18 protein-coding genes are annotated in these 20,050 nt (G+C 68.0%); 1 reads left to right on the top strand and 17 read right to left on the bottom strand.

What is annotated here, in order from left to right; all coding sequences use genetic code 11:
- Positions 1-113: 113 nt before the first annotated feature.
- The 16 genes from xdhC to fumC all read right to left on the bottom strand — a co-directional run bounded on the left by xdhC (position 114) and on the right by fumC (position 17,850).
- Positions 114-1,037 carry a xanthine dehydrogenase accessory protein XdhC gene (xdhC, locus tag ACYPYD_RS18965; protein ID WP_459664834.1) on the bottom strand — a complete coding sequence of 308 codons (924 nt, stop codon included), beginning with the start codon at positions 1,035-1,037 and terminating at the stop codon, positions 114-116.
- On the bottom strand, positions 1,034-3,340 hold the full coding sequence (gene xdhB, locus ACYPYD_RS18960; protein ID WP_459664832.1) for a xanthine dehydrogenase molybdopterin binding subunit: 2,307 nt from the start codon (positions 3,338-3,340) through the stop codon (positions 1,034-1,036). Before xdhB ends, xdhC begins: the two co-directional genes overlap by 4 nt.
- A complete protein-coding gene (gene xdhA, locus ACYPYD_RS18955; protein ID WP_459664830.1) occupies positions 3,333-4,745 on the bottom strand; it encodes a xanthine dehydrogenase small subunit in 1,413 nt (470 codons plus the stop codon). Before xdhA ends, xdhB begins: the two co-directional genes overlap by 8 nt.
- 7 nt (positions 4,746-4,752) lie before the next feature.
- On the bottom strand, positions 4,753-5,085 hold the full coding sequence (gene uraH, locus ACYPYD_RS18950; protein ID WP_008832244.1) for a hydroxyisourate hydrolase: 333 nt from the start codon (positions 5,083-5,085) through the stop codon (positions 4,753-4,755).
- Positions 5,082-6,512, bottom strand: a complete 1,431-nt coding sequence (locus ACYPYD_RS18945) for an FAD/NAD(P)-binding protein (RefSeq protein WP_459664828.1) — start codon at positions 6,510-6,512, stop codon at positions 5,082-5,084. Before ACYPYD_RS18945 ends, uraH begins: the two co-directional genes overlap by 4 nt.
- Positions 6,509-6,949: a 2-oxo-4-hydroxy-4-carboxy-5-ureidoimidazoline decarboxylase gene (uraD, locus tag ACYPYD_RS18940; RefSeq protein ID WP_459664826.1), complete on the bottom strand. Its 441-nt coding sequence runs from the start codon at positions 6,947-6,949 to the stop codon at positions 6,509-6,511. The genes ACYPYD_RS18945 and uraD overlap by 4 nt, the downstream gene beginning before the upstream one ends.
- A complete protein-coding gene (gene hpxZ / locus ACYPYD_RS18935) occupies positions 6,946-7,341 on the bottom strand; it encodes an oxalurate catabolism protein HpxZ (protein ID WP_459664825.1) in 396 nt (131 codons plus the stop codon). The genes uraD and hpxZ overlap by 4 nt, the downstream gene beginning before the upstream one ends.
- Positions 7,331-8,218, bottom strand: coding sequence for an allantoinase PuuE (puuE, locus tag ACYPYD_RS18930; RefSeq protein ID WP_459664823.1), 888 nt, complete (start codon positions 8,216-8,218; stop codon positions 7,331-7,333). The genes hpxZ and puuE overlap by 11 nt, the downstream gene beginning before the upstream one ends.
- Before the next feature lie 118 nt (positions 8,219-8,336).
- Positions 8,337-9,518 (bottom strand): pyridoxal-phosphate-dependent aminotransferase family protein, encoded by a 1,182-nt coding sequence (locus ACYPYD_RS18925; protein ID WP_459664836.1) that lies wholly within the window; start codon positions 9,516-9,518, stop codon positions 8,337-8,339.
- 43 nt (positions 9,519-9,561) lie between these two features.
- Entirely contained in the window at positions 9,562-10,803 is a 1,242-nt protein-coding gene (locus ACYPYD_RS18920) for an allantoate amidohydrolase (protein WP_459664822.1), read from the bottom strand.
- On the bottom strand, positions 10,797-12,374 hold the full coding sequence (locus ACYPYD_RS18915; protein ID WP_459664820.1) for a gamma-glutamyltransferase family protein: 1,578 nt from the start codon (positions 12,372-12,374) through the stop codon (positions 10,797-10,799). Before ACYPYD_RS18915 ends, ACYPYD_RS18920 begins: the two co-directional genes overlap by 7 nt.
- 10 nt (positions 12,375-12,384) lie before the next feature.
- The gene (locus ACYPYD_RS18910) at positions 12,385-13,326 is read right to left on the bottom strand and encodes a 5'-methylthioadenosine/S-adenosylhomocysteine nucleosidase (RefSeq protein WP_036523236.1); all 942 of its coding nucleotides are present in this window, start codon (positions 13,324-13,326) and stop codon (positions 12,385-12,387) included.
- Complete coding sequence (locus ACYPYD_RS18905) at positions 13,326-14,693, bottom strand: NCS2 family permease (RefSeq protein WP_459664818.1); 1,368 nt, start codon at positions 14,691-14,693, stop codon at positions 13,326-13,328. The genes ACYPYD_RS18910 and ACYPYD_RS18905 overlap by 1 nt, the downstream gene beginning before the upstream one ends.
- A gap of 5 nt (positions 14,694-14,698) precedes the next feature.
- A complete protein-coding gene (locus ACYPYD_RS18900; RefSeq protein WP_459664816.1) occupies positions 14,699-16,054 on the bottom strand; it encodes an AtzE family amidohydrolase in 1,356 nt (451 codons plus the stop codon).
- Positions 16,051-16,227 carry a hypothetical protein gene (locus tag ACYPYD_RS18895; protein WP_459664814.1) on the bottom strand — a complete coding sequence of 59 codons (177 nt, stop codon included), beginning with the start codon at positions 16,225-16,227 and terminating at the stop codon, positions 16,051-16,053. Before ACYPYD_RS18895 ends, ACYPYD_RS18900 begins: the two co-directional genes overlap by 4 nt.
- 240 nt (positions 16,228-16,467) lie before the next feature.
- Positions 16,468-17,850 carry a class II fumarate hydratase gene (fumC, locus tag ACYPYD_RS18890; protein ID WP_459664812.1) on the bottom strand — a complete coding sequence of 461 codons (1,383 nt, stop codon included), beginning with the start codon at positions 17,848-17,850 and terminating at the stop codon, positions 16,468-16,470.
- Positions 17,851-18,043: 193 nt separating this feature from the next.
- On the opposite strand from fumC, the gene ACYPYD_RS18885 reads away from it, so the two are divergent.
- On the top strand, positions 18,044-19,030 hold the full coding sequence (locus tag ACYPYD_RS18885; RefSeq protein ID WP_008832256.1) for an aldo/keto reductase: 987 nt from the start codon (positions 18,044-18,046) through the stop codon (positions 19,028-19,030).
- Between the two features lie 102 nt (positions 19,031-19,132).
- Here ACYPYD_RS18885 and ACYPYD_RS18880 read toward each other — a convergent pair whose 3' ends face one another.
- Positions 19,133-20,038 carry a LysR family transcriptional regulator gene (locus ACYPYD_RS18880; RefSeq protein ID WP_008832257.1) on the bottom strand — a complete coding sequence of 302 codons (906 nt, stop codon included), beginning with the start codon at positions 20,036-20,038 and terminating at the stop codon, positions 19,133-19,135.
- Between the last annotated feature and the right edge of the window lie 12 nt (positions 20,039-20,050).

Below are 20,050 nucleotides of genomic sequence, written 5' to 3'. Positions count from 1 at the left end.
CCGGGACCGCTGGCCGTGAACAGCCCACTTTTCGGCCAGGCGCCTTGCCGATGCTTCGCGCCCAAGGACTGCCACCGGTCCCGGATCACGTCCGGGACGACGATCGATATTCATCATTTTCCTCTCAATTGCAGCAGCTGCGCGCAGACCGCGATGGCGATCACGTCCGGCTCCTTGCCGGCGACGCCGGGCACGCCGATCGGCGCGGTGAGGCGGTCCAGTGCCTCCGGTGAAATGCCGTCCGCCGTCAGTCGCGACCGGAAACGGGCGATCTTGGTGGATGAGCCGATGAGGCCGACGAACGCCGGCAACTCGGCACGCCCCAGCGCCGCCAGCGTCAGGTGATAGTCCAGCGGATGGTCGTGCGTCAGGATCAGCATGGCCGCGTCGGCCGGAGCCTCGGCGACGCAGTGCGCGATGTCGTCCTCGGCCACCAGCGTCACACCGTCGATATGCGCCTGCTCGGGCCGGGTGTCGAACCACGCGAGTTGCAGCGGCAATCCGGTCATGTGACGAGCGATGGCCTGCCCGACATGGCCCGCACCGAACAGATAGACCGGGCGCGGACGCTCGCCGACCGGCTCTACAATGCGAGCGCCGACTTCGGGCCTGCCGCCGCGCGCAGACTGGCGGGTGGCCGTCTCGCGCTCGAACACACGGCGTTCCACGGCGTGCTCGGCAAAGCGGGTCGCCAGCATCCGGCCGGGCTCGGCGTCATGCAGCCAGTCGAGCGCCCCGGTGTCGAGATGCTCCACCAGTACCCGCACCCGGCCGCCGCAGCATTGCCCCAGCAGCGGGCCGAGCGGGTAATCCTGCACCCGCCACGTGCCCGGCGCATGATCGAGGATCGCGCGCGCCTGCTCGACCGCGCGGTATTCCAACTGGCCGCCGCCGATGGTCCCTTCCTGTCCCTGCGCAGTAACGAGCATCCGCGTGCCCGCCCCGCGCGGGGCCGAGCCCTCGCTGGCAAGCACGGACACCATCGCGGTCGGGACCGTCCGGTCCAGCCGCCGCAGCCAGCCGATCCACTGCGTCATGCCGAAAACGCCGCGATCGCCTTGAGGATACGCTCAGGCGTACAGGGCGCATCGAGCAGCGGCAACGCGCGCTTGCCGGGCACGGTCGCGGCAACGGCGCGGTTCAGCGCTGAGAAAACCGAGATCGCCAGCATGAACGGCGGCTCGCCCACCGCCTTGGAACGGTTGATGGTCGGCTCGACGTTCTCGCCGTCCCACAAGGTCACGGTGAAATGCCTGGGCCGGTCGGAGGCGGTGGGGATCTTGTACGTCGCGGGGCTGTGCGTCAGCAGGCGGCCCTTGTCGTCCCAGACCAGTTCCTCGGTCGTCAGCCAGCCCTGCCCCTGGATGAAGCCGCCCTCGATCTGGCCCTTGTCGATCACCGGGTTCAGCGATCGGCCGACGTCGTGGATGATGTCGACGGCCAGCACCTTATGCTCGCCGGTCAGCGTATCGATAACGACCTCGCTCACCGCCGCCCCATAGGCGAAGTAGTAGAAAGGGCGCCCCTTGAAGACCGAGCGATCGTATTCGATCCCCGGCGTCGCATAATAGCCGGTCGAGGACAGCGACACGCGCCCGATATGCGCCTTGCGCGCGACTTGCGCGAAATCCAGCGTCTCCGCGCCGACGATCACGCCGCCGGGGGTGAAGTGCACCTCGCCTTCTTCCAAGCTGTAAGTGCGGGCGAGGAAGTCCGTCAGCCGGTCGCGGATCGTCATCGCCGCGTTGTGCGCCGCCATGCCATTGAGGTCCGCGCCGGAACTGGCCGCCGTGGCCGAGGTATTGGGCACCTTGTCGGTGCGGGTCGCGGTGATGCGGATGGTCTCCATCGGCACCGCGAAAACGTCGGCCACCACCCGCGCGACCTTGGTGTAGAGGCCCTGCCCCATCTCGGTGCCGCCGTGGTTCACCTGGATCGAACCGTCGGCGTAAACGTGTACGAGCGCGCCCGCCTGGTTGAGATGGGTCGTGGTGAAGCTGATGCCGAACTTCACCGGCGTCAGCGCGATGCCCTTCTTGAGAACGGGATTGGCGGCGTTGAACGCTTCCACGGCCTTCACCCGCTCGTCGTAGCGCGAAGTCGTTCGCAGCCGGGCGATGATCTGCGGCGCGACGTTGTCGGCGACCGTCATCGCGTAAGGGGTCGTCTCGCGCCCCGGACCGTAGAGGTTCAGCACCCGCACATCGAGCGGGTCGCGGCCCAGCGCCATCGCCACGTCGTCGATCACGCGCTCGATCGCCAGCATGCCCTGCGGCCCACCGAAGCCGCGGAAGGCGGTGGCCGAGACGGTGTTGGTCTTCAAACGCTCGGACACGACTTCGACGTCGGGCAGGAAGTAGCAGTTGTCCGAATGGAACATCGCGCGGTCGTTGATCGCCGGGGACAAGTCCACCGTCGCCCCGCACGCCGAGGCAAGGTGCAGCGACAGCGCCAGCAGACGGCCCGCGTCGTCGAAGCCGACCTCGTAGGCGACATCGAAGGGATGGCGCTTGCCGGTCATGACCATGTCGTCGTCGCGATCGACGCGGAACTTGGCGGGGCGACCGGTCTTGCTGGCAACGAGCGCGGCGGCGGCGGCGAACAGCGCGGCCTGCGTCTCCTTGCCGCCGAACGCGCCGCCCATGCGCCGCACCTCCACCGTCACGTCGGCGGACGATACGTGCAACATGTGCGCGACGAGGTGCTGGACCTCGCTCGGGTGCTGGGTGGAGCACAGGACGTGGACCTGCCCGTCCTCGCCCGGCGTCGCGACCGAGACCTGGCCCTCAAGGTAGAAGTGATCCTGCCCGCCCATGGCGAAGCGGCCCGAAAGGCGGTGCGGCGCGGCGTCCAGCGCGGCAGGAGCATCGCCCCGGGCCATGCGCTGCGCGGGCTCGATGTGCGATCCGGCAGCCTGCGCCTCGGCGACCGTGAGCGCGGCTGGGAGCGGTTCGTACGCGATGCGGCCGAGACGCGCGGCGATGCGGGCCGCGCGCTGGCTGGTCGCGGCCACGAGGAACACCGCCTGCCCGTGGGTGATGACTTCCCCATCGGCGAGCAGCCGGTCGTCGCCCGCTACCGGGCTGACGTCGTTCGCGCCGGGAATGTCGGCGGCAGTATAGACTGCGACGACGCCGGGAGACGCACGCACCTCGGACAAGTCCATCGAGACGATCCGCGCGCGCGCCTCGCTCGACTGGCCGAAGGCGAGGTGCAGCATGTCCGCAGGTTCGGTCAGATCGTCCGCATAGCGCGCCTCGCCCGCGACATGGAGCCGCGCGCTGTCGTGCGGGTGCGAGGGCTTGGGCAGCACCTTCCAGGCGGGATCGCGCTCAGCCATCGACAGCCTCCAGCACGGAAGTCGCGACACCCTGAGAGCGCAGCCAGAGACGACGTAGCAAGTTCGCAGCGGCCTCGACGCGGTAGGCGGAGGAGCCGCGCACGTCGGTCAGCGGTTCGAAGTCCGCTTTCAGCGCTTCGGCAGCGGCAGCGAACGTGGCTTCGGCAAAAGGCTGGCCGATCAGCGCGGCCTCGCACGTACCGGCCCGCTTCGGAGTCGCCGCCATGCCGCCGAACGCGGCGCGCGCCTCTTCGATCACGCCGTCCTCTACACGCAGCGCGAAGGCGCCGCAGACCGCCGAGATGTCGCTGTCGAACCGGCGCGAGAGCTTGGAAATCAGGATCACCGCATCCGCCGGAGGGCGCGGGATACGCACGGATTCGACGAACTCGCCAGGCTGCCGATCCTGCTTGCCGTAAGCGAGGAAGTAGTCCTCCAGCGCCATCGTCCGCCGCCCCGCCATGCTGCGCAGCGTAAGTTCGGCACCAAGCGCAATGAGCGCCGGAGGGCCATCGCCGATCGGCGAACCGTTGGCGATATTGCCCCCTATGGTCCCCGCGTTGCGTACCTGAAGCCCCCCGATGCGGCGCACGAGTTCGCCGAGGTCCGGGTGCAATCGAGCCATCGCCGCATGCGCATCGGCGTAACGCACGCCCGCACCGAGGGTCAGCGCATCGTCGCTTTCTTCGATCGCCGCGAGTTCGGCGATGCCGCCGAGGAAGATCACGGTGCCCAGATCGCGCAGGCCCTTGGTGACCCACAGGCCCACGTCGGTAGCCCCGGCCACCAAACGCGCGTCGGGATGTTCGGCCAGCAATGCAGCGAGTTCATCGCAGGTGCGCGGCGCGAACCAGCGGCGGCCCCGCCACTCGCCCGAAGCGCTGCCCTCCAGCGCCTTGAGCGCGGCGATCACCCTCGTATCGTCCTGCTCGCAAGATCCGGCACTTTCCCCGGCCTCGATGATCGGACCATAGCCGGTGCAGCGGCACAAGTTGCCCGCGATCACATCCTCTACCGGCAGATCGCAGCCGCGCGCGCCGATGGTGCGGCCGTGCAGCGACATGACGAATCCCGGCGTGCAGAAGCCGCACTGCGAACTTCCGTTGCAGGCCATCGTCTCCTGCAAGGCATTGAGCGTGCCGGTATCGTCCTTGAGGCTTTCGACGGTCATAACCGCCTTGCCGTCCAGCATCGGCAGGAACTGGATGCAGGAATTGACCGCGCGCCATGCCACGCCCTCGCCTTCCAGCGCGCCGACCAGCACCGTGCAGGCACCGCAGTCTCCCTCGGCGCAACCTTCCTTGGTTCCGGTGCGCCGCATCGTGTAGCGCAGATGATCGAGCACCGTCGCGGTCGGATCGACCGCGTCCAGTTCGACCACTTCGCCATCAAGAAGGAAGCGCACCGGCACGTCAGCTGCCCCGGTAGGTCGAGTAGCCGAAAGGCGAGACCAGCAGCGGTACGTGGTAATGCGCATCGGGGTCGGCAATGCCGAAATCGATCGAGACATGGTCAAGGAACGGCGGCTCGGGCAGCTTGATCCCCTTGCCCCGGAAATAGGCGGCCACCGCGAAAGTCAGGCGATACGTGCCGGTCGGCAGCGCCGGGAGCCCCGGGCAGCGGCCGTCGGCATTGGTCTCGCCGGTGAACAGGATCGTGCCCGACCCGGTTTCGAGACACAGGGAAATCCCCGTCGCGGGAGCGCCGTGTGTCGTATCGAGGACGTGCGTGGACAGACTGCTCATGTGACCGTCTCCTCCTCACGCGGCCACTGGCCGAGGAATTCGTGCTCGTCATAATCGAGAAAGTCGGCCACCAGAGCCTCCCGGTCGTCGAGGAAGAGTTGGTCGGCCACGCCCTTGACCAGCCGGGGCAGCGCATTGTGCAGGCCCGACAGTGCCGAGGCGGAGAGCCCCAGGCTCACCAGCGCCGAATAGTTGAACGCGAACAATCCGTGCAGCGGCGCGCCGTCCACTCCATCGCGCGGCAGGAATTCGAAAGCGGTGCCGAGATAGGGGTGAGCATCGATGAGCGCATTGGGCTTGCCCGGAGGCGTAACGCGATCGGACCAGCGGGCGATGAGGTCGGCCACGTCCGCCAGTTCTGGACGCAGGCCGGGATCGCTGAGGAGGCCGGTGGAGACGACAACGAAGTCGAAGTCGTGATGCCCGTGCGGCGTCGTGACGCGCACCAACCCGTCATGTTCCTTCACGTCCAGCCAAGGCGCGCCGAGGTGCAGGGCAAAGCCGGGCCATGCCGCCGCACGCTCGAAGGTGTCGTTCGTCGGCGGCTGGTTGTGACCGAGGAAAGCGTCCATTGCCGCGTATTTGGTCTGATCGTCCAGCGCCGGGTAGCGAGCGGTGAAGCCGACGCGCTCCATGAAGCGGATCGGGTTGATGCGGGGCAGTTCCTTGCGGCGCATGAACACTTCCGCCGCCGCCACACCCTGCGTCAGGGCGAAGTTGGCGTTGTCGAACGCGGAGGCGCCGCCGCCCAGCACGCCGATGCGTTTGCCGTGCAGTGCCGCGAAGTCGATCGGCTCGCTGGTGTGCGCCCACAAGTGCCGGGGCAGGTTGTCGCGCACCATCGCCGGGGTGTGCCATTCGCCGCCGCCCTGGATGCCGGTGGCCAGCACCACCTTGCGCGCCAGCGCCACGCTGCCGTCAGCGAAGTGCAGGCAATGCACGCCATGCGCCGTGACCGGCTCGATCCGCTGGAGCTTCGCACCGTTCTCCACCGGCAGGTCGAGCACGCGGCGATACCAGCGCAGATACTCCATCCAGTCGCCGCGCGCGATCTTGTCGACCGCCTGCCAGCCCGCCGCGCCGTGCTGCGCTTCCCACCAGGCGCGGTAGGTCAGCGAGGGCACGCCGAAATCGATCGGGTTCAGATGCTTGGGCGTGCGCAGCGTGACCATGCGCGCATACGTTTCCCAGGGCCCTTCGAACCCGGCTTCGTTTTCGTCGAAGACGCGCACGTTGATCACGCCTTCGCGCCTCAGGCCCAATGCGGCGGAGAGGCCGCACTGCCCCCCACCGATCACCGCGACATCGAGCACCGGTGCGCCCTCGACCGCGCGCCTACGCACCCATTCGGGGCGAGCGAAGCCGATCAACTCCAGCTCTCGGGCGAGCTGCGCCTCGAGCGCAGGAAGGCCGATCTTGTCAGTCATGTCATGTCTTCCAGGCGCAGGCGGACGATTTCGCCGATCTGCTCCAGCGCGGTCGCCACTTCGGTCTCGCGGTCGTTCGCGAGGCGGCGCTCCATCGCGGCGAGGATACCAGCCTTGTCGGTCAGGCGCACGCAGATGATGAAAGGGAAGTCGAACGCTGCGCGGTAAGCGGCGTTCAGGCGGTGGAACTCGGCGTATTCCTCAGGGGTCAGGCGGTCGAGCCCGGCGCTGGCCTGCTCGGCGGTGCTGGCCTCGGTCAGGGTGCGGTCGATCGCGGCCTTGCCCGCCAGTTCCGGGTGGGCGCGGATCAGCGCGAGTTGCTCGTCCGGGCTGGCGGCATACAGGACCGCCATCAGATCGGCATGACGATCGCCGGAAGACGGCCGCGCGTCGGCGCGCTCTTCCACCCAGGGGCTGTGTTCGAACAGCGCGGTCACGATGTGCTCCCCTCAAGGCTGACGTGAGCGGAAACGACCTTCCAGCCGTCTGCGAAGCGCACCCACGATTGCGTCTGGCGCCCCCGGCGGCCAGCAGCTTCAGGGGCGGAGCCTTCGCGGAAGAATTCGGCATCGGCGGTGGCGAAAGTATCGCCGTAAACGGTGATCGCGACCTTCCCCAGCTTGCGCTGCGGAGACCCGCCGCGTCCCTTGCGGAATTCGCGGATTGCCTCGATGCCATAGAGCACTTCGCCCACGCCGTAGCGATTGGTGGTGGGCGCATCGTGGAACAGCGCGTCCATCGCCGGGATGTCGTCCGCCATCAGCGCCGTCTCGTAGGCGTGGAAGGCGTGGGTGACTTCGGCGAGAAGCACGGGGTCATCAATCCGCATGAGGATGCACCTCCATCCAGTGCCGCGCGATATCGATGCGCCGCGCCACCCAGGCGTCGCCGCTGGCGGTGACATGATCGAGGAACCGCGCCAGCCACCGCGCGCGCCCCGGCTTGCCGGCGATGCGGGCGTGGAGGCCGATCGACATCATCCGCCCGCCCTCCTCGCGCAGCTGGTCGAAAGTGTCGCGCATGTGGCGGAAGAACTGCTCGCCCTCGGTGAAGCCGTTGAGCGCGACGATCTTCATGTCGTTGACGTCGAGGGTGTAGGGTACGATCAGCTGCGGTTTGCCGTACCGGGTGTCCCAGTAGGGCAGGTCGTCGGCGTAGCTGTCGGCATCGTAGAGGAACCCGCCCTCTTCGGCCACCAGCCGCGCGGTATTGGGCGAGGTCCGGCCCTGATACCAGCCGAGCGGGCGCTGGCCGGTGAGCTTTTCGTGGAGTGCGATGGCCTCGGCGATGTGGGCGCGCTCAACCGCCTCGGGCTGGTACTGGTAGTCGATCCAGCGCAGGCCGTGGCTGGCGATCTCCCAGTCGGCCGCAAGCATCGCCGCGACCGCCTCGGGGTTCATTTCCATGGCCTTGGCTACGCCGAAGACCGTGACGGGCAGCCCGCGCTCGGTGAACAGGCGGTGGAGGCGCCAGAACCCGGCGCGGCTGCCGTATTCGTAGAGGCTCTCCATCGCCATCGCCCGGTCCGGGTGACTGCCCGCGCCGACCATTTCGGACAGGAACGCCTCTGAGCCCTTGTCGCCGTTCAGCACCGAGTTCTCGGCGCCTTCCTCGTAATTGACGACGAACTGCACCGCCACGCGCGCACCGTTCGGCCACTGCGGGTCGGGCGGAGTCTGGCCGTAGCCGATGAGGTCGCGCGTCATGGATGCACCGTGGCACTGTGGTCCTTCGACAAGCTCAGGACGAGCGGAGAAAGGGTAAGCGGCATTGAGAAATTCCGCTCAGGCTGAGCTTGTCGAAGCCCATGCTGCACGCCCATCCTCATGCCTCCCACGCCGCGATGGCCGCCGGAACCGCCGCGCCCATCGGCAGCGCGAAGCCCTGCATCACCAGACACGATTCCAGCGCCGCCAGCGTCAGCAGCACCTTGTGCTTCATCGCGTTGTAACCCATCGCACCGATGCGCCAGATCTTGCCCTGCAAGGGACCGAAAGCGGTGCCGATCTCGATCTCGAACAGCTCGCGCATGGCGCCTCGCACGGCTTCGCCATCGACGCCTTCGGGTATGTACACGCCGGTCACGTTGGTCATGCGATAGCGGTCGTCGCCGAACACCGTCAGGCCCATCGCGCGCAGGCCCGCCGTCATCGCCCGGCCCGCCGAGGCATGGCGGGCATAGCGCGCCTCAAGCCCCTCGCCCAGCGCGATGCGCGCGCATTCGCGGGCGGCGTAGAGCATCGAAGTCGCTTCGGTGTGATGGTTCAAGCGCTTCTCGGACCAGTAGTCCATGATCATCGCGAGGTCGAAGTAGTTCGAGCCGATGCGCGGCCCGGCGCCATCGACCGTACCGGCGCTGCGGATGCCCTGCTCGACATGACGGCGCTTGCCGATGTGCTCGGCGGCGCGGTCGGAGATCGTGATCGGGGCCGAGCCCGAGGGACCGCCGAGGCACTTCTGCAGACCGCCCGTGACGATATCGACGTCCCAGCGATCCGCCGCCAGTTCCATGCCGCCGATCGTCGCCGTGGCATCGACATAGGACAGCGCACCCGCCTGACGGCACAATTCGCCGAAGCCTTCGAGCGGCTGCGCCATCGTCGTCGAGGTGTCGCCGTGGATGGTCGCCACGATCTTGGGATGGCAACGCGCGATGGCCTCGGCGATGCGCTCCATCGGCACGACTTCGCCCCAGGGCGCCTCGACCGTCTCGATGATCGCGCCGATGCGCTGGAGAATCTCGGTCAGCAGCAGGCCGAAACGGCCGAAGTTGACCACCAGCACCACGTCGCCCGGCGCGACGAGGCTGACCAGCGCCGCCTCGATCCCGGCGCGGGCGGTGCCGTCGACCAGCATCGTCCACTTGTTCTGCGTCCCGAAGATCGGGCGGTAGAGCGCCATGACCTGATTCATGAACCCGGTCATCTCGGGATCGAACTGGCCGAGCAGGTCGGCGCTCATCGCCCGCAGCACGCGCGGGTGGGCATTGATCGGCCCCGGACCCATCAGCAGGCGCTGGGGCGGGTCGATTTCTCCAAAGAGCTGCGGATCAAGCGACAAAGGAATCTCCAAGGCGGACTATGAAACCGAGCATTACCCGCAACGCGATCTCCGCATCGGCAGGCTCGACATGCTCGGCCGGATTGTGGCTGATGCCTTCGCGGCACCGGATGAACAGCATGACAGTGGGGCACAGCGCGGCCATGTTCATGGCATCGTGCCCTGCGCCCGAAACGAGGCGGCGCACCGGCTGCCCGGCGGCGGCCAGCGCATCGTCCATCAGGTCCATCAGCGCGGGGGCGCTGGGGCTGGCGGCAAGGTCGTGGATCAGGCTGACGGCCAGTTCCAGCGCCCGCGCCTCGGCGATTTCCCCGATCCGCGCGAGGATCGCCTCGGCCACCGCGTCGCGCCGTTCTTCCGCGCTCGAGCGTACGTCGATGGTGAAGCGCACTTCGCCGGGGATGACGTTGGGCGCGCCCGGCAGCGCCTCCAGCACGCCCACGGTGGCAACGACATCGGAGTTGTCCGCGCGGGCGATCTGCTCCACCGCCAGCACCATCGCCGCCGCCCCCGCCAGCGCATCGCGGCGCAGGCGCATCGTCGCGGTGCCCGCGTGCCCGGCCATGCCCTTGACGGTGACGCGGTAGCGCAACTGCGCGGCGATGCCAGTGACCGTGCCGACCGCGAGGCCGTCCGCCTCCAACACGGGCCCCTGCTCGATATGCGCCTCAAGGTAGGCCAGCGTGGTATCGGCCGCGCGGGCGGCAGTGAGATAGTCGGACGTGGTGACCAGCGCCTCGGCCAGCGTCACGCCCGCCGTATCCGTGATATCGAGCGCGGCGGCATCGAGCGTCCCGGCCACCGCCCGGCTGGTCAGCATCGCGGCGGGGAAGCGCGATCCTTCCTCGTCCCCGAAGGCATAGACCTCGATCGGGAACGGCAGACGGCGCCCTTCGGCATGGAGCGCGGCGACCGCCTCGATACCGAGCATGATGCCCAGCGGGCCGTCATAAGGCCCGCCGTCGCGGACGGAATCGAGGTGGCTGCCGATCACCAGCGCCGGGGCATGGCCGAGGTGGCCGTCATAGCGGCCCACCAGATTGGCGGCGGCGTCGACATGGACGCGCATGCCTGCGGCCTCCATCCACCGGGCCACTTGCTCCTGTGCGGCGGCATAAGCCGGGGTGAGGTAGGCGCGGAACAGGCCGCCTTCCATGTCGCTGTAAGGCGCGACGCGCAGTTCGTCGCACCGCGCGACGGCACGAGCGCCGCTGGGGATGTGGCTCACCATCCCGCCGCCTCGCCATCGCTGCGGGGGTCGGAGGCGCCCTCGAACGAACCGTCGGAAAGGCGCACCACGGCGCCCGCATGCCCCATAGTCGCGGTCAGCCCCCCGACGCGCTCGACGTCGTGGCCGGCATCGGTCAGCTGCGCATAGAGCGCTTCGTCAAAACCATCCTCCAGCTTGAGCGAGGTCGTGACGTCCCCCCAGGTCCGGCCGAGCAGCCAGCGCGGGGCGCTGATGGCGTCCTGCAGGTCCATGCCGAAGCGGGCATAGCGCGTGAACAGCGCCGCCTGCGTCTGCGGCTGGCCCTCGCCGCCCATCGTGCCATAGGCCATGACGCGCCCGTCCTCGAACACCGCCAGTGCCGGGTTGAGCGTATGGAACGGCTTGCGTCCGGGCTTCAGGGCATTCCAGCCGCTCTCCGCCAGCCGGAACGAGCTGCCCCGGTTCTGCCAGGTGATACCGGTCTGCGGCAGCACGAGGCCCGAACCGAACTCGAAGTACGTCGACTGGATGCACGACACCACGCGGCCCTCGGCATCGGCGGCGCCGAACCAGCAGGTATCGCCCCACTGCGGCGGCTGCGGCCATTCCAGCGCCTTGGCCGGGTCGATCCGCGCGGCGAGGTCGTCCAGCGCGGCGGGGTCGGAGAGCAGCGCCTGAAAGTCGAAGTCCGTGTACGCCGGATCGCCGACATGCACGTCGCGCAGCAGGAACGCCTGCTTGGTCGCCTCGACAAGGCCATGGACGTGGTCGAAGCCTTCGGGGGCATCCGCTTTGAGCCGGTCGAACAGCGCCAGGATCAGCAGCGAGGCAAAGCCCTGCGTCGGCGGCGTCGCGTTGTAGAGCGTCGCACTGCCGATCGCGGTATGCAGCGGGTCCGGCCGGGTCGCCGTGTGCGCGGCGAGGTCGGCGGCGGAGACCGGGCTGCCGAGCGCCTCCAGATCAGCGGCGATCAGAGCGGCCAGTTCGCCGGTGTAGAAGTCCTGCAGCCCGTTCGCGGCTAGCTTGCGCAGCGTCGCGGCCAGCGCAGGCAGGCGCAGCGTGTCGCCCTCGGCCAGCGGGCGGCCAGCGGGCTCGAAGGTCGCGGCGTAGGCGCCGGGCTGGCCGCGCAGTTCGTCGCGCTTCCCCGCCGCGATGGCCGCGCCGCCCTTCGTCACCGTCACGCCGTTCTCGGCATGGGCGATCCCATCGCGCAGTAGCCGCTCAAGCGGCAAGGTGCAGTACTCCGCCTCCAGCGCCGCCGCCCAGCCCGAGATCGTGCCTGCCACCGTATTCGCCGCCAGAGGCCCGCGCGTCGGCACCGTCTCCAGCCCGGCATAGAGCGACAGGTCGGCCGTCGCCGCCGCGCCGCCGCAGCCGTGGATGGAGTGGACGGTCCCGTCCGGCTCGCGGATCACCCAGAAGCCGTCGCCGCCAATCGCGGTCATGTGCGGATAGACGACGGCCAGCGTCGCGGCGATGGCGACGCACGCCTCCACCGCACTGCCGCCGTCGGCAAGCACGTCGCGGCCCGCCTGCGCGGCGAGGAAGTGCGGCGCGGTGGCGATGCCGTTGCTGGCGGTCACGGTCTTCATTGGCAGTCCCTCAGTCCGGAAGCGCCGCCACGAAGGCGCGCACCACGTGGGCGGAGTTCACCGAGGCGAGGCGCTCGTAAGTGTCCTCCATGTTCTTGTGCTTGTCGCCGCCCGCAAGGTCCGACAAGGATCGGAACACGATTGTCGGCACCTGGTTGGCATAGGCGACTTGGGCCACCGCCCCGCTCTCCATGTCGAGCACGCGGGCGTGCCAGGCCTTGTAGAGATATTCGCGGAACTCGGCATTGTCGGCATAGACCCCGGCGCTGACGCCCGTGCCGCCCACGACGACCTTGGGCGGCTTGGCGAGACACAGTTCGCTGCCGGGAAGCTGGTGCTCCGAAGGCGGTACGCAGCGTTCCATCGCGATCGTCGGCGCGACTTTGCGGGCCAAATCCAGCAATGCCGGGTCCATAGCGAAGGTGAAGAACCGCTTCGACGGGGTAGCGGCATTGGGCACCGTAACCCCGCGCGGGAAGATGAAGTTCCAGTTGCCCGGTGCCTCGGGCGAGACGGCCTCAGGCGATTTCCAGCCCTTGCGGCCTGCCTTGCGCGCGAAGTTGACTTCCAGATACTGGCCCCAGTCCTCGGCCACGATGACGTCGCCGATCGTCAGTGACGGATCGACACCGCCCGCGATGCCCGAAAAGACGATGCGCTTTACGGTGAAGCGGTCGATCACCAGCTGGGTGTTCATCGCCGCGTTCACCATCGACACGCCGCTCTGCATCAGCAGCACCGGTTTGCCCTCCAGCGTACCGGTCAGGTAAGTCGACCCGTTGAGGCTATGTTCCTTCTGCTCGCTCACGGCATGGACCAGCGCGTTCCATTCGGGCTGATAGGCCGTCATCACCAAGGTACGGGGGGTGAGGTCCAGCCGCTCGTCCGCCAGCGCAGGCGAAGCGAGGCACGGGGCGACGAGGGCAAGAGCCGAGGCGATGACGGCGCGCATCAGGCGCCGCCCATCCACACGAAGCGGGCGACGAACAGCAGCGCCAGCACCAGCAGGAAGCCGTCCTTCTTCGTGATCGTCCCGCGTACGATCTTGAGCACGGCGTGGGCGGTGATGCCGAAGGCAAGCCCATTGGCGATCGAAAACGTCAGCGGGATCATCGCCACCGTCAGGAACGCGGGGATCGCCGCCAGCGGGTCCTCCCATTCCACTTCGGTCAGCGGCAGCAGCATCAGGCCGCCGACGATGATGAGCGCGGGCGCGGTGGCGGCCAGCGGGATCACCTGCGCGTAAGGCGCGACGAACATCATTGCCAGGAACAGGACGCCGGTCACCACCGAGGTCAGGCCGGTGCGCCCGCCCACTTGCACGCCCGCGGCGCTCTCGACATAGCTGGTGACGGTGCTGGTGCCCGCCATCGAGCCGACCATCGTGGCGACAGCGTCGGTCACGAGGATGCGATTGAGGCCCGGAATGCGGCCCGCCGCGTCCATCAGCCCGGCGCGCTTGGTGACGGCGACGAGGGTGCCGATATTGTCGAACAGGTCGACGAAGAGGAAGACGAACAGGATTTCCAGCAGGCCGAGGCCATGCTTGCCGGAAAGCCCGAAGACGCCCGCAAGATCGAGCTGGAACGCGGTCCCGGTCAGCGCGGAGAGCGAGTAAGGCTCGGGGCTGATCGAGACCATGCCCGCGATCCAGCCGACCACGGTGGTGGCAAGGATGCCGATCAGCATCGCCCCGCGCACGTTCCACACCGACAACGCGCCGATGACCAGCAGGCCGAACAGCGCCAGCGCCGCTCCGGGCGCCTTCAGGTCGCCAAGCGCCACGAACGTCGCCGGGTTGGCAACGACGATGCCGGAATCCTTCAGGCCGATGAAGCCGATGAACAGACCGATGCCGCCCGCCACCGCCGCGAAGAGGTACTGCGGGATCGAGGTGACGATCAGCTGGCGGATGCCCGTCAGCGTCAGCAGCAGGAAAGCGACGCCCGAAATGAACACGCAGCCCAGCGCCACTGGCCAGGGTACGCCCATCTGCTGCACGACGGTGAAGCTGAAGTAGGCATTCAGCCCCATGCCCGGCGCCAGCGCCAGCGGGGTGTTGGCCACGAAGCCCATCAGGATCGAGGCGAAGGCCGCCGCAAAGCACGTCGCCGCCGCCACCGAGGCGACCGGCATCCCCGCGCTGCCCAGGATCGCGGGATTGACGAGCACGATATAGGCCATCGTCAGGAACGTGGTCATGCCCGCCAGCACTTCGGTGCGCGCGGTGGTGCCGCGTGCGGTCAGCGCAAAGTAGCGGTCCAGTTTGCCCGAAGGCACGACCTCCGGTGCATCGATGGTGGTTGCGGTCTGCGTCACGCCTGTTACCCCCTCGCCGCCACAGGCGGCGTAAAATCAATAATACGCGCCGCCCCCAGCGGCATGGAAAATCCAATCGTCCCGTTCGCTTCGAGCATGGCGGCGAAGGCGAACAGGTCGGGCTCTCGCCCTGGTCCGCCGATCAGTTGCAGGCCGATCGGCAGCATGCCCGGCCGGTAGAGCGGAACCGCCAGCGACGGCAATGCCGTGAAGGTGATCGGCTGGGTATGAATGCCCAGATCCGCTCGCGCCGGAGACAGCGCGCCGTCAATCAAGATGCGCGGATCGGCGATCGGCGGCGCGAAAGTCGGCGTCGCGGGGGCGAGCAGCACATCGTAATCGGCCACCAGCGCCGCGATCCGGGCGCGATATTCGGCGCGGAATGCCTGCGCCTCCTCGTAAAGCGCATCGGGCAGCAGGGCACCGGCCAGCAGGCGGTCGCGGACCTGCGGGTCGAAACCCATCGCATTCACCGCCAGCGCCTGGCGGTGAAGCGTGCCGCCCTCATAGGCGGTGATGATGAAGGCGGCAGAGCGCGCGCGAGCAATCTCGGGCAGTTCGATCAGCGGTGCATCGGGGGCGATGGCATCGATGGCGGCAAGCTGCTCGCCTTGCGCGTTCTCGCGGAAACGGCCGCCGAGGCGGGCGATGCGAAACTCGCCGCGGCTTGCGGGCTCGCGCGCTGCGAGCACCTGCCAGACCAGCGCCATATCCTCCACCGAGCGGGTGAAGGGGCCGATGTCGTCGAAGCTCTCGGCGAAGGGGAACACGCCGCCCAGCGGCAGGCCCTCATGCGTGGGCTTCAGGCCATAGAGACCGCACAAGCTGGCGGGCACGCGGATCGAGCCGTTGGTGTCCGATCCCAGCGCGAAAGCGAGCAGCCCGGCCGCGACGACCGCAGCCGAGCCGCCCGAGGAACCGCCTGCGAGGCGGGAGGGATCGTGAGGATTGCGGGTCGTGCCGTAAGCCGCGTTGATCGTCGCGAAGCCGTAGGCGAACTCGTCCATGTTGAGAGTGGCGAGGCAGATCGCGCCCGCAGCCTTGAGACTGGCCACTGCCTCGGCGTCGGACGTGGCGGGGGCGGCGTCGACGTAGATCGTGGAGCCTGCCGTGGTCGGCAGCCCTGCGAGGTCGAACAGGTCCTTCACGCCGTAGAGCACGCCCGCCAGCGGCCCCGGATCGCGCCCGGCAGCCACCATCGCATCGACCGCGTCGGCCTCGGCACGGGCACGGTCGTGCAGGACGCGGGTGACGGCTACATGCTCGTCGGCGATCAGGGCGATCAGCGCTTCTTCCACCATGGCGCGGGCGCTGAGCGTCCCGGCGCGCACGGCAGCGGCGGTTTGCGCGATCGACCTCATGCCGGTTCGCCGCGCATCGTGCGGGCATGGCGCGCCAGCAGCACAAGATTGGCGGCGACACCCGGGGCGCACTCGGGCAGGATCGGCAAGGCGCGCGCGGCAGCCGCGGCGGCGATCTCCGCTTCGCCCTGCGGTACTTCAGGACGTGGGGAATTGGCGGGGTGTTCGGCCATGGTCTCGCGCGGTCGGAAGGGTCAGGAAGGTGCGCCGCGCGACCGTCAAAGTCCACGCCCCGCACCCGGGTCCTAACTGCCTTGCCAGACCTGCGCGATCAAACGCAATGATCGGAACGGATCGTTGCAAAAATGAGAGCGGGGTTCTGTATCAACGGGGCTTCGACAGGCTCAGCCTGAGCGGGTGGAGAGAGAACTTCCAAATTCCGCTCAGGCTGAGCTTGTCGAAGTCCCCGCCGCTCACACCATCGTTTCGGGGCGCACCACGCGGTCGAACGTCGCTTCGTCCACCAGCCCCAGTTCCAGCGCCGCCTGCTTGAGCGTCTGGCCTTCGGCATGCGCGTGCTTGGCGATCTTGGCGGCGTTGTCGTAGCCGATCTCGGGCGCCAGCGCGGTCACCAGCATCAGCGAGCGGTCGAGCAGTTCAGCGATCCGCGCACGGTTCGGCTCGATGCCGTCGACGCAGCGTTCGGCGAAGCTGACCATGCCGACCGAAAGCAGGTCGATCGAGCGGATCACCGCCGCGCCGATCAGCGGCTTGAACACGTTGAGTTCGAACGCGCCCTGCAGGCCGCCGATGGTCGCCGCCTGATGATTGCCGATGACTTGCGCGGAAACCATCGTCAGCATCTCGCACTGGGTCGGGTTGACCTTGCCCGGCATGATCGAGCTGCCCGGCTCATTCGCAGGCAGGTCCAGTTCGCCAAGGCCCGAACGCGGGCCCGAGCCCAGCCAGCGCACGTCGTTGGCGATCTTGGTCAGCGCCACCGCCAGCGTCGCCAGCGTAGAGGACAAGTGCACCAGCGGATCGTTGGAAGCGAGCGCCTCGAACTTGTTCTCGGCAGTGCGGAACGGAAGGCCGGTGAGACTCGCCAGTTCGGCCGCCACGTCGACGTCGAAGCCCGGCACCGCGTTCAGCCCGGTGCCGACCGCCGTACCGCCCTGCGCCAGCGCGCTCACTTCGCCCGAGACGGCCGGTTCGATGCGGCCGCGCGCAAGGTGAAGCTGCTGGACGTAGCCGGAGAATTCCTGCCCCAGCGTCACTGGCGTCGCGTCCTGCAGGTGCGTGCGGCCGATCTTGACGATGTCCTTCCACGCTTCCGACTTGGCCTGAAGCGAGGAATGGAGCTGCGCCAGCGCGGGGTAGAGCTTGTCGTTCGCCGCGCGCGCCGCCGCCACATGAAGCGCGGTGGGGAAGCTGTCGTTCGAGGACTGGCCCATGTTCACATGGTCGTTGGGATGGACCGGCGACTTGCCGCCGCGCGTACCGGTCAGGATCTCGTTGGCGCGGCCCGCGATCACCTCGTTGACGTTCATGTTGGACTGCGTGCCCGAGCCGGTCTGCCAGATCACCAGCGGGAACTGGTCGTCGAGCTTGCCCGAGACGACTTCCTGCGCGGCGCTCTCTATGGCGTCGGCCACTTTCGCGTCGAGCCCGTGCTTGCGATTCACCCGCGCCGCCGCCTGCTTCACCAGCGCCAGGGCATGGACGATGGCGATCGGCATGCGTTCGGTCTCGCCGAAGGGGAAGTTCTCGATCGAGCGCTGGGTCTGCGCGCCCCAGTAGGCGCTGGCGGGTACGTCGATTTCACCGATGCTGTCGGATTCGCGGCGGGTTTCCATGGCTTCGAGACCTCCTTCGCTCATACAATGTCGTCAGCGGGTTAGATAAGGCACAAGTTCATCATGTCCATCGCTATTGCGACTTAGTTGCATATATTCACATGCAATCTCTGCAAGCTCGCTGCGTCCCACGCGCTTGACTGGCCAGGCAATTTGGCCGACCTCTGCGGTTCCCCCGAATACAGGATACCCCATGACCAAACGCCTTCTCGCCGGCCGCGAAGTCGCCGCCATCGGCCTCGGTTGCATGAACATCGCCTGGGCCTACGGCGAGGCGCCCGACCGCGCGGATGCGGTTTCGCTGTTCCGCCATGCCCTGGACGCCGGTTGCGACCATTTCGACACCGCGAATATCTACGGCATGGGCGTCAGCGAGGAGACCCTGCGCGAGGCGATCATGGATCGGCGCGACGAATTCTTCCTCGCCACCAAGACCGGCATCGTGCTCGAAGGCGAGCGTCGCGGCACCGACTGCCGCCCGGAGAGCATCGCCGCCTCTATCGATGCCAGCCTCAAGCGGCTGGGCACCGACCATGTCGACCTGTTCTACATGCACCGGCTCGACCGCGACACGCCGATCGCGGATTCGGTCGGCGCGATGGCCCGGCTGATCGAGGCAGGCAAGATCGGCTCCTACGGCGTCTCCGAATGGTCGAGCGCGCATATCCGCGAGGCGCACGCGGTGCACCCGATGGCGGCGGTCCAGACCGAATACTCGCTCTGGACCCGCAACGTCGAGCTGGGCGTGCTGGACACCACGCGTGAGCTCGGCATCGCGCTGGTCGCGTTCTCCCCGGTCGGGCGCGGCGCGCTGTGCGGTGAGATCACCGCGCCCGAGCAACTCGGCGGCAAGGACATCCGCCTTAGCATGCCGCGCTTCTCGGCAGAGCACTGGCCCGCCAACCTCGCGCTGATCGAGCAGCTTGCCGCCCTCGCCGCAGAAGCCGGGGCGACGCCTGCGCAGCTGTCGCTGGCCTGGGTACTGGCGCAGGGCGAGCACCTGCATGCGATCCCCGGCACCCGTTCGATCGCGCACTTCGACCAGAACCACGGGACGATGACGCTGGACATCGCGCCGGAGGTGATCGCGCGTGCCGGAGAGATCATCAACCAGCAGACGGTCAGCGGTCACCGCTATTCGCCGACCATGAACGCTTCGATCGACACCGAGGATTATTGAGGTGGGCGCAGTCTTTCCCGATAGGGCTTCGACAAGCTCAGCCTGAGCGGATTGGAAGGTTTGCACCAATTCCGCTCACCCTGAGCTTGTCGAAGGGTCTGCTCACCCCAGCGGCTTCATCTCGCGGATCAGGTCGATCAGCAGGCGAAGGCCCCTCGGCACCTGGCGCCGGCTGGAATAATAGATGAAGTAGCCCGGCCCCGGCGAGGCCCACTCCTGCAGCACCGCGCGCAATGAACCGTCGGCCAGCAGCGGAGCGATGGCCGGTTCCGCCGCGTACATCAGCCCCATGCCGCTCAGGGCCAGTGCGCGGCTGACGCTGCCGTTGTCGACGATGATGCCGCCGGGCACCGCCAGCGCGAGAGACTCCTCGCCCCGGTCGAAATCCCAATTGTACATACGCCCGTTACCGAGGCGCAGACGGATGCACTGATGACGCATGAGGTCGTCGGGATGCTGCGGCTCGCCGTGCTTTGCGAAGTAGGCGGGCGCGCCGGCCACCACCCAGCGGAAATCGGGTGAGAGGCGCTGGGCGATCATGTCCTCGGGCACGGTGCCGCCGAAGCGTATCCCTGCGTCGAAGCCCGCCTCGATCACGTCCACCATCGTGTTGTCCACACTGATATCGAGTTCCACGTCGGGGTAGCGCGTGACGAATTCGGGCAGCACCGGCGCCAGCATCCGCATCGCCGCCTCGTCCGGGACGTTGAGGCGCACGCGGCCGGTGGGGGCATCGCGGTGGAGGTTGAGCAGATCCTCGGCTTCGTGGATCGCGGCGAAGGGGTCGCGGATCGCGGCCTGCAGGTCTTCGCCCGCCGCCGTCAGCGTGACCGAGCGGTTGGTGCGGTTGACGAGCCGGACCTTGAGCCGCTCCTCCAGCCCGCGCAGCGAATGGCTGAGCGCCGAGGCGCTGACGCCCAGTTCGGTCGCTGCCTTGCGGAAATTGCGATGCCGCGCGATGGCGAGGAAATACGAAAGGTCGGCAAGATCGGAACGCCGGAAGGGCATTTATGCGGTAAT

Source organism: Novosphingobium sp. 11B, from assembly GCF_054589055.1.
This window is presented reverse-complemented; position numbering and strand designations above follow the sequence as displayed.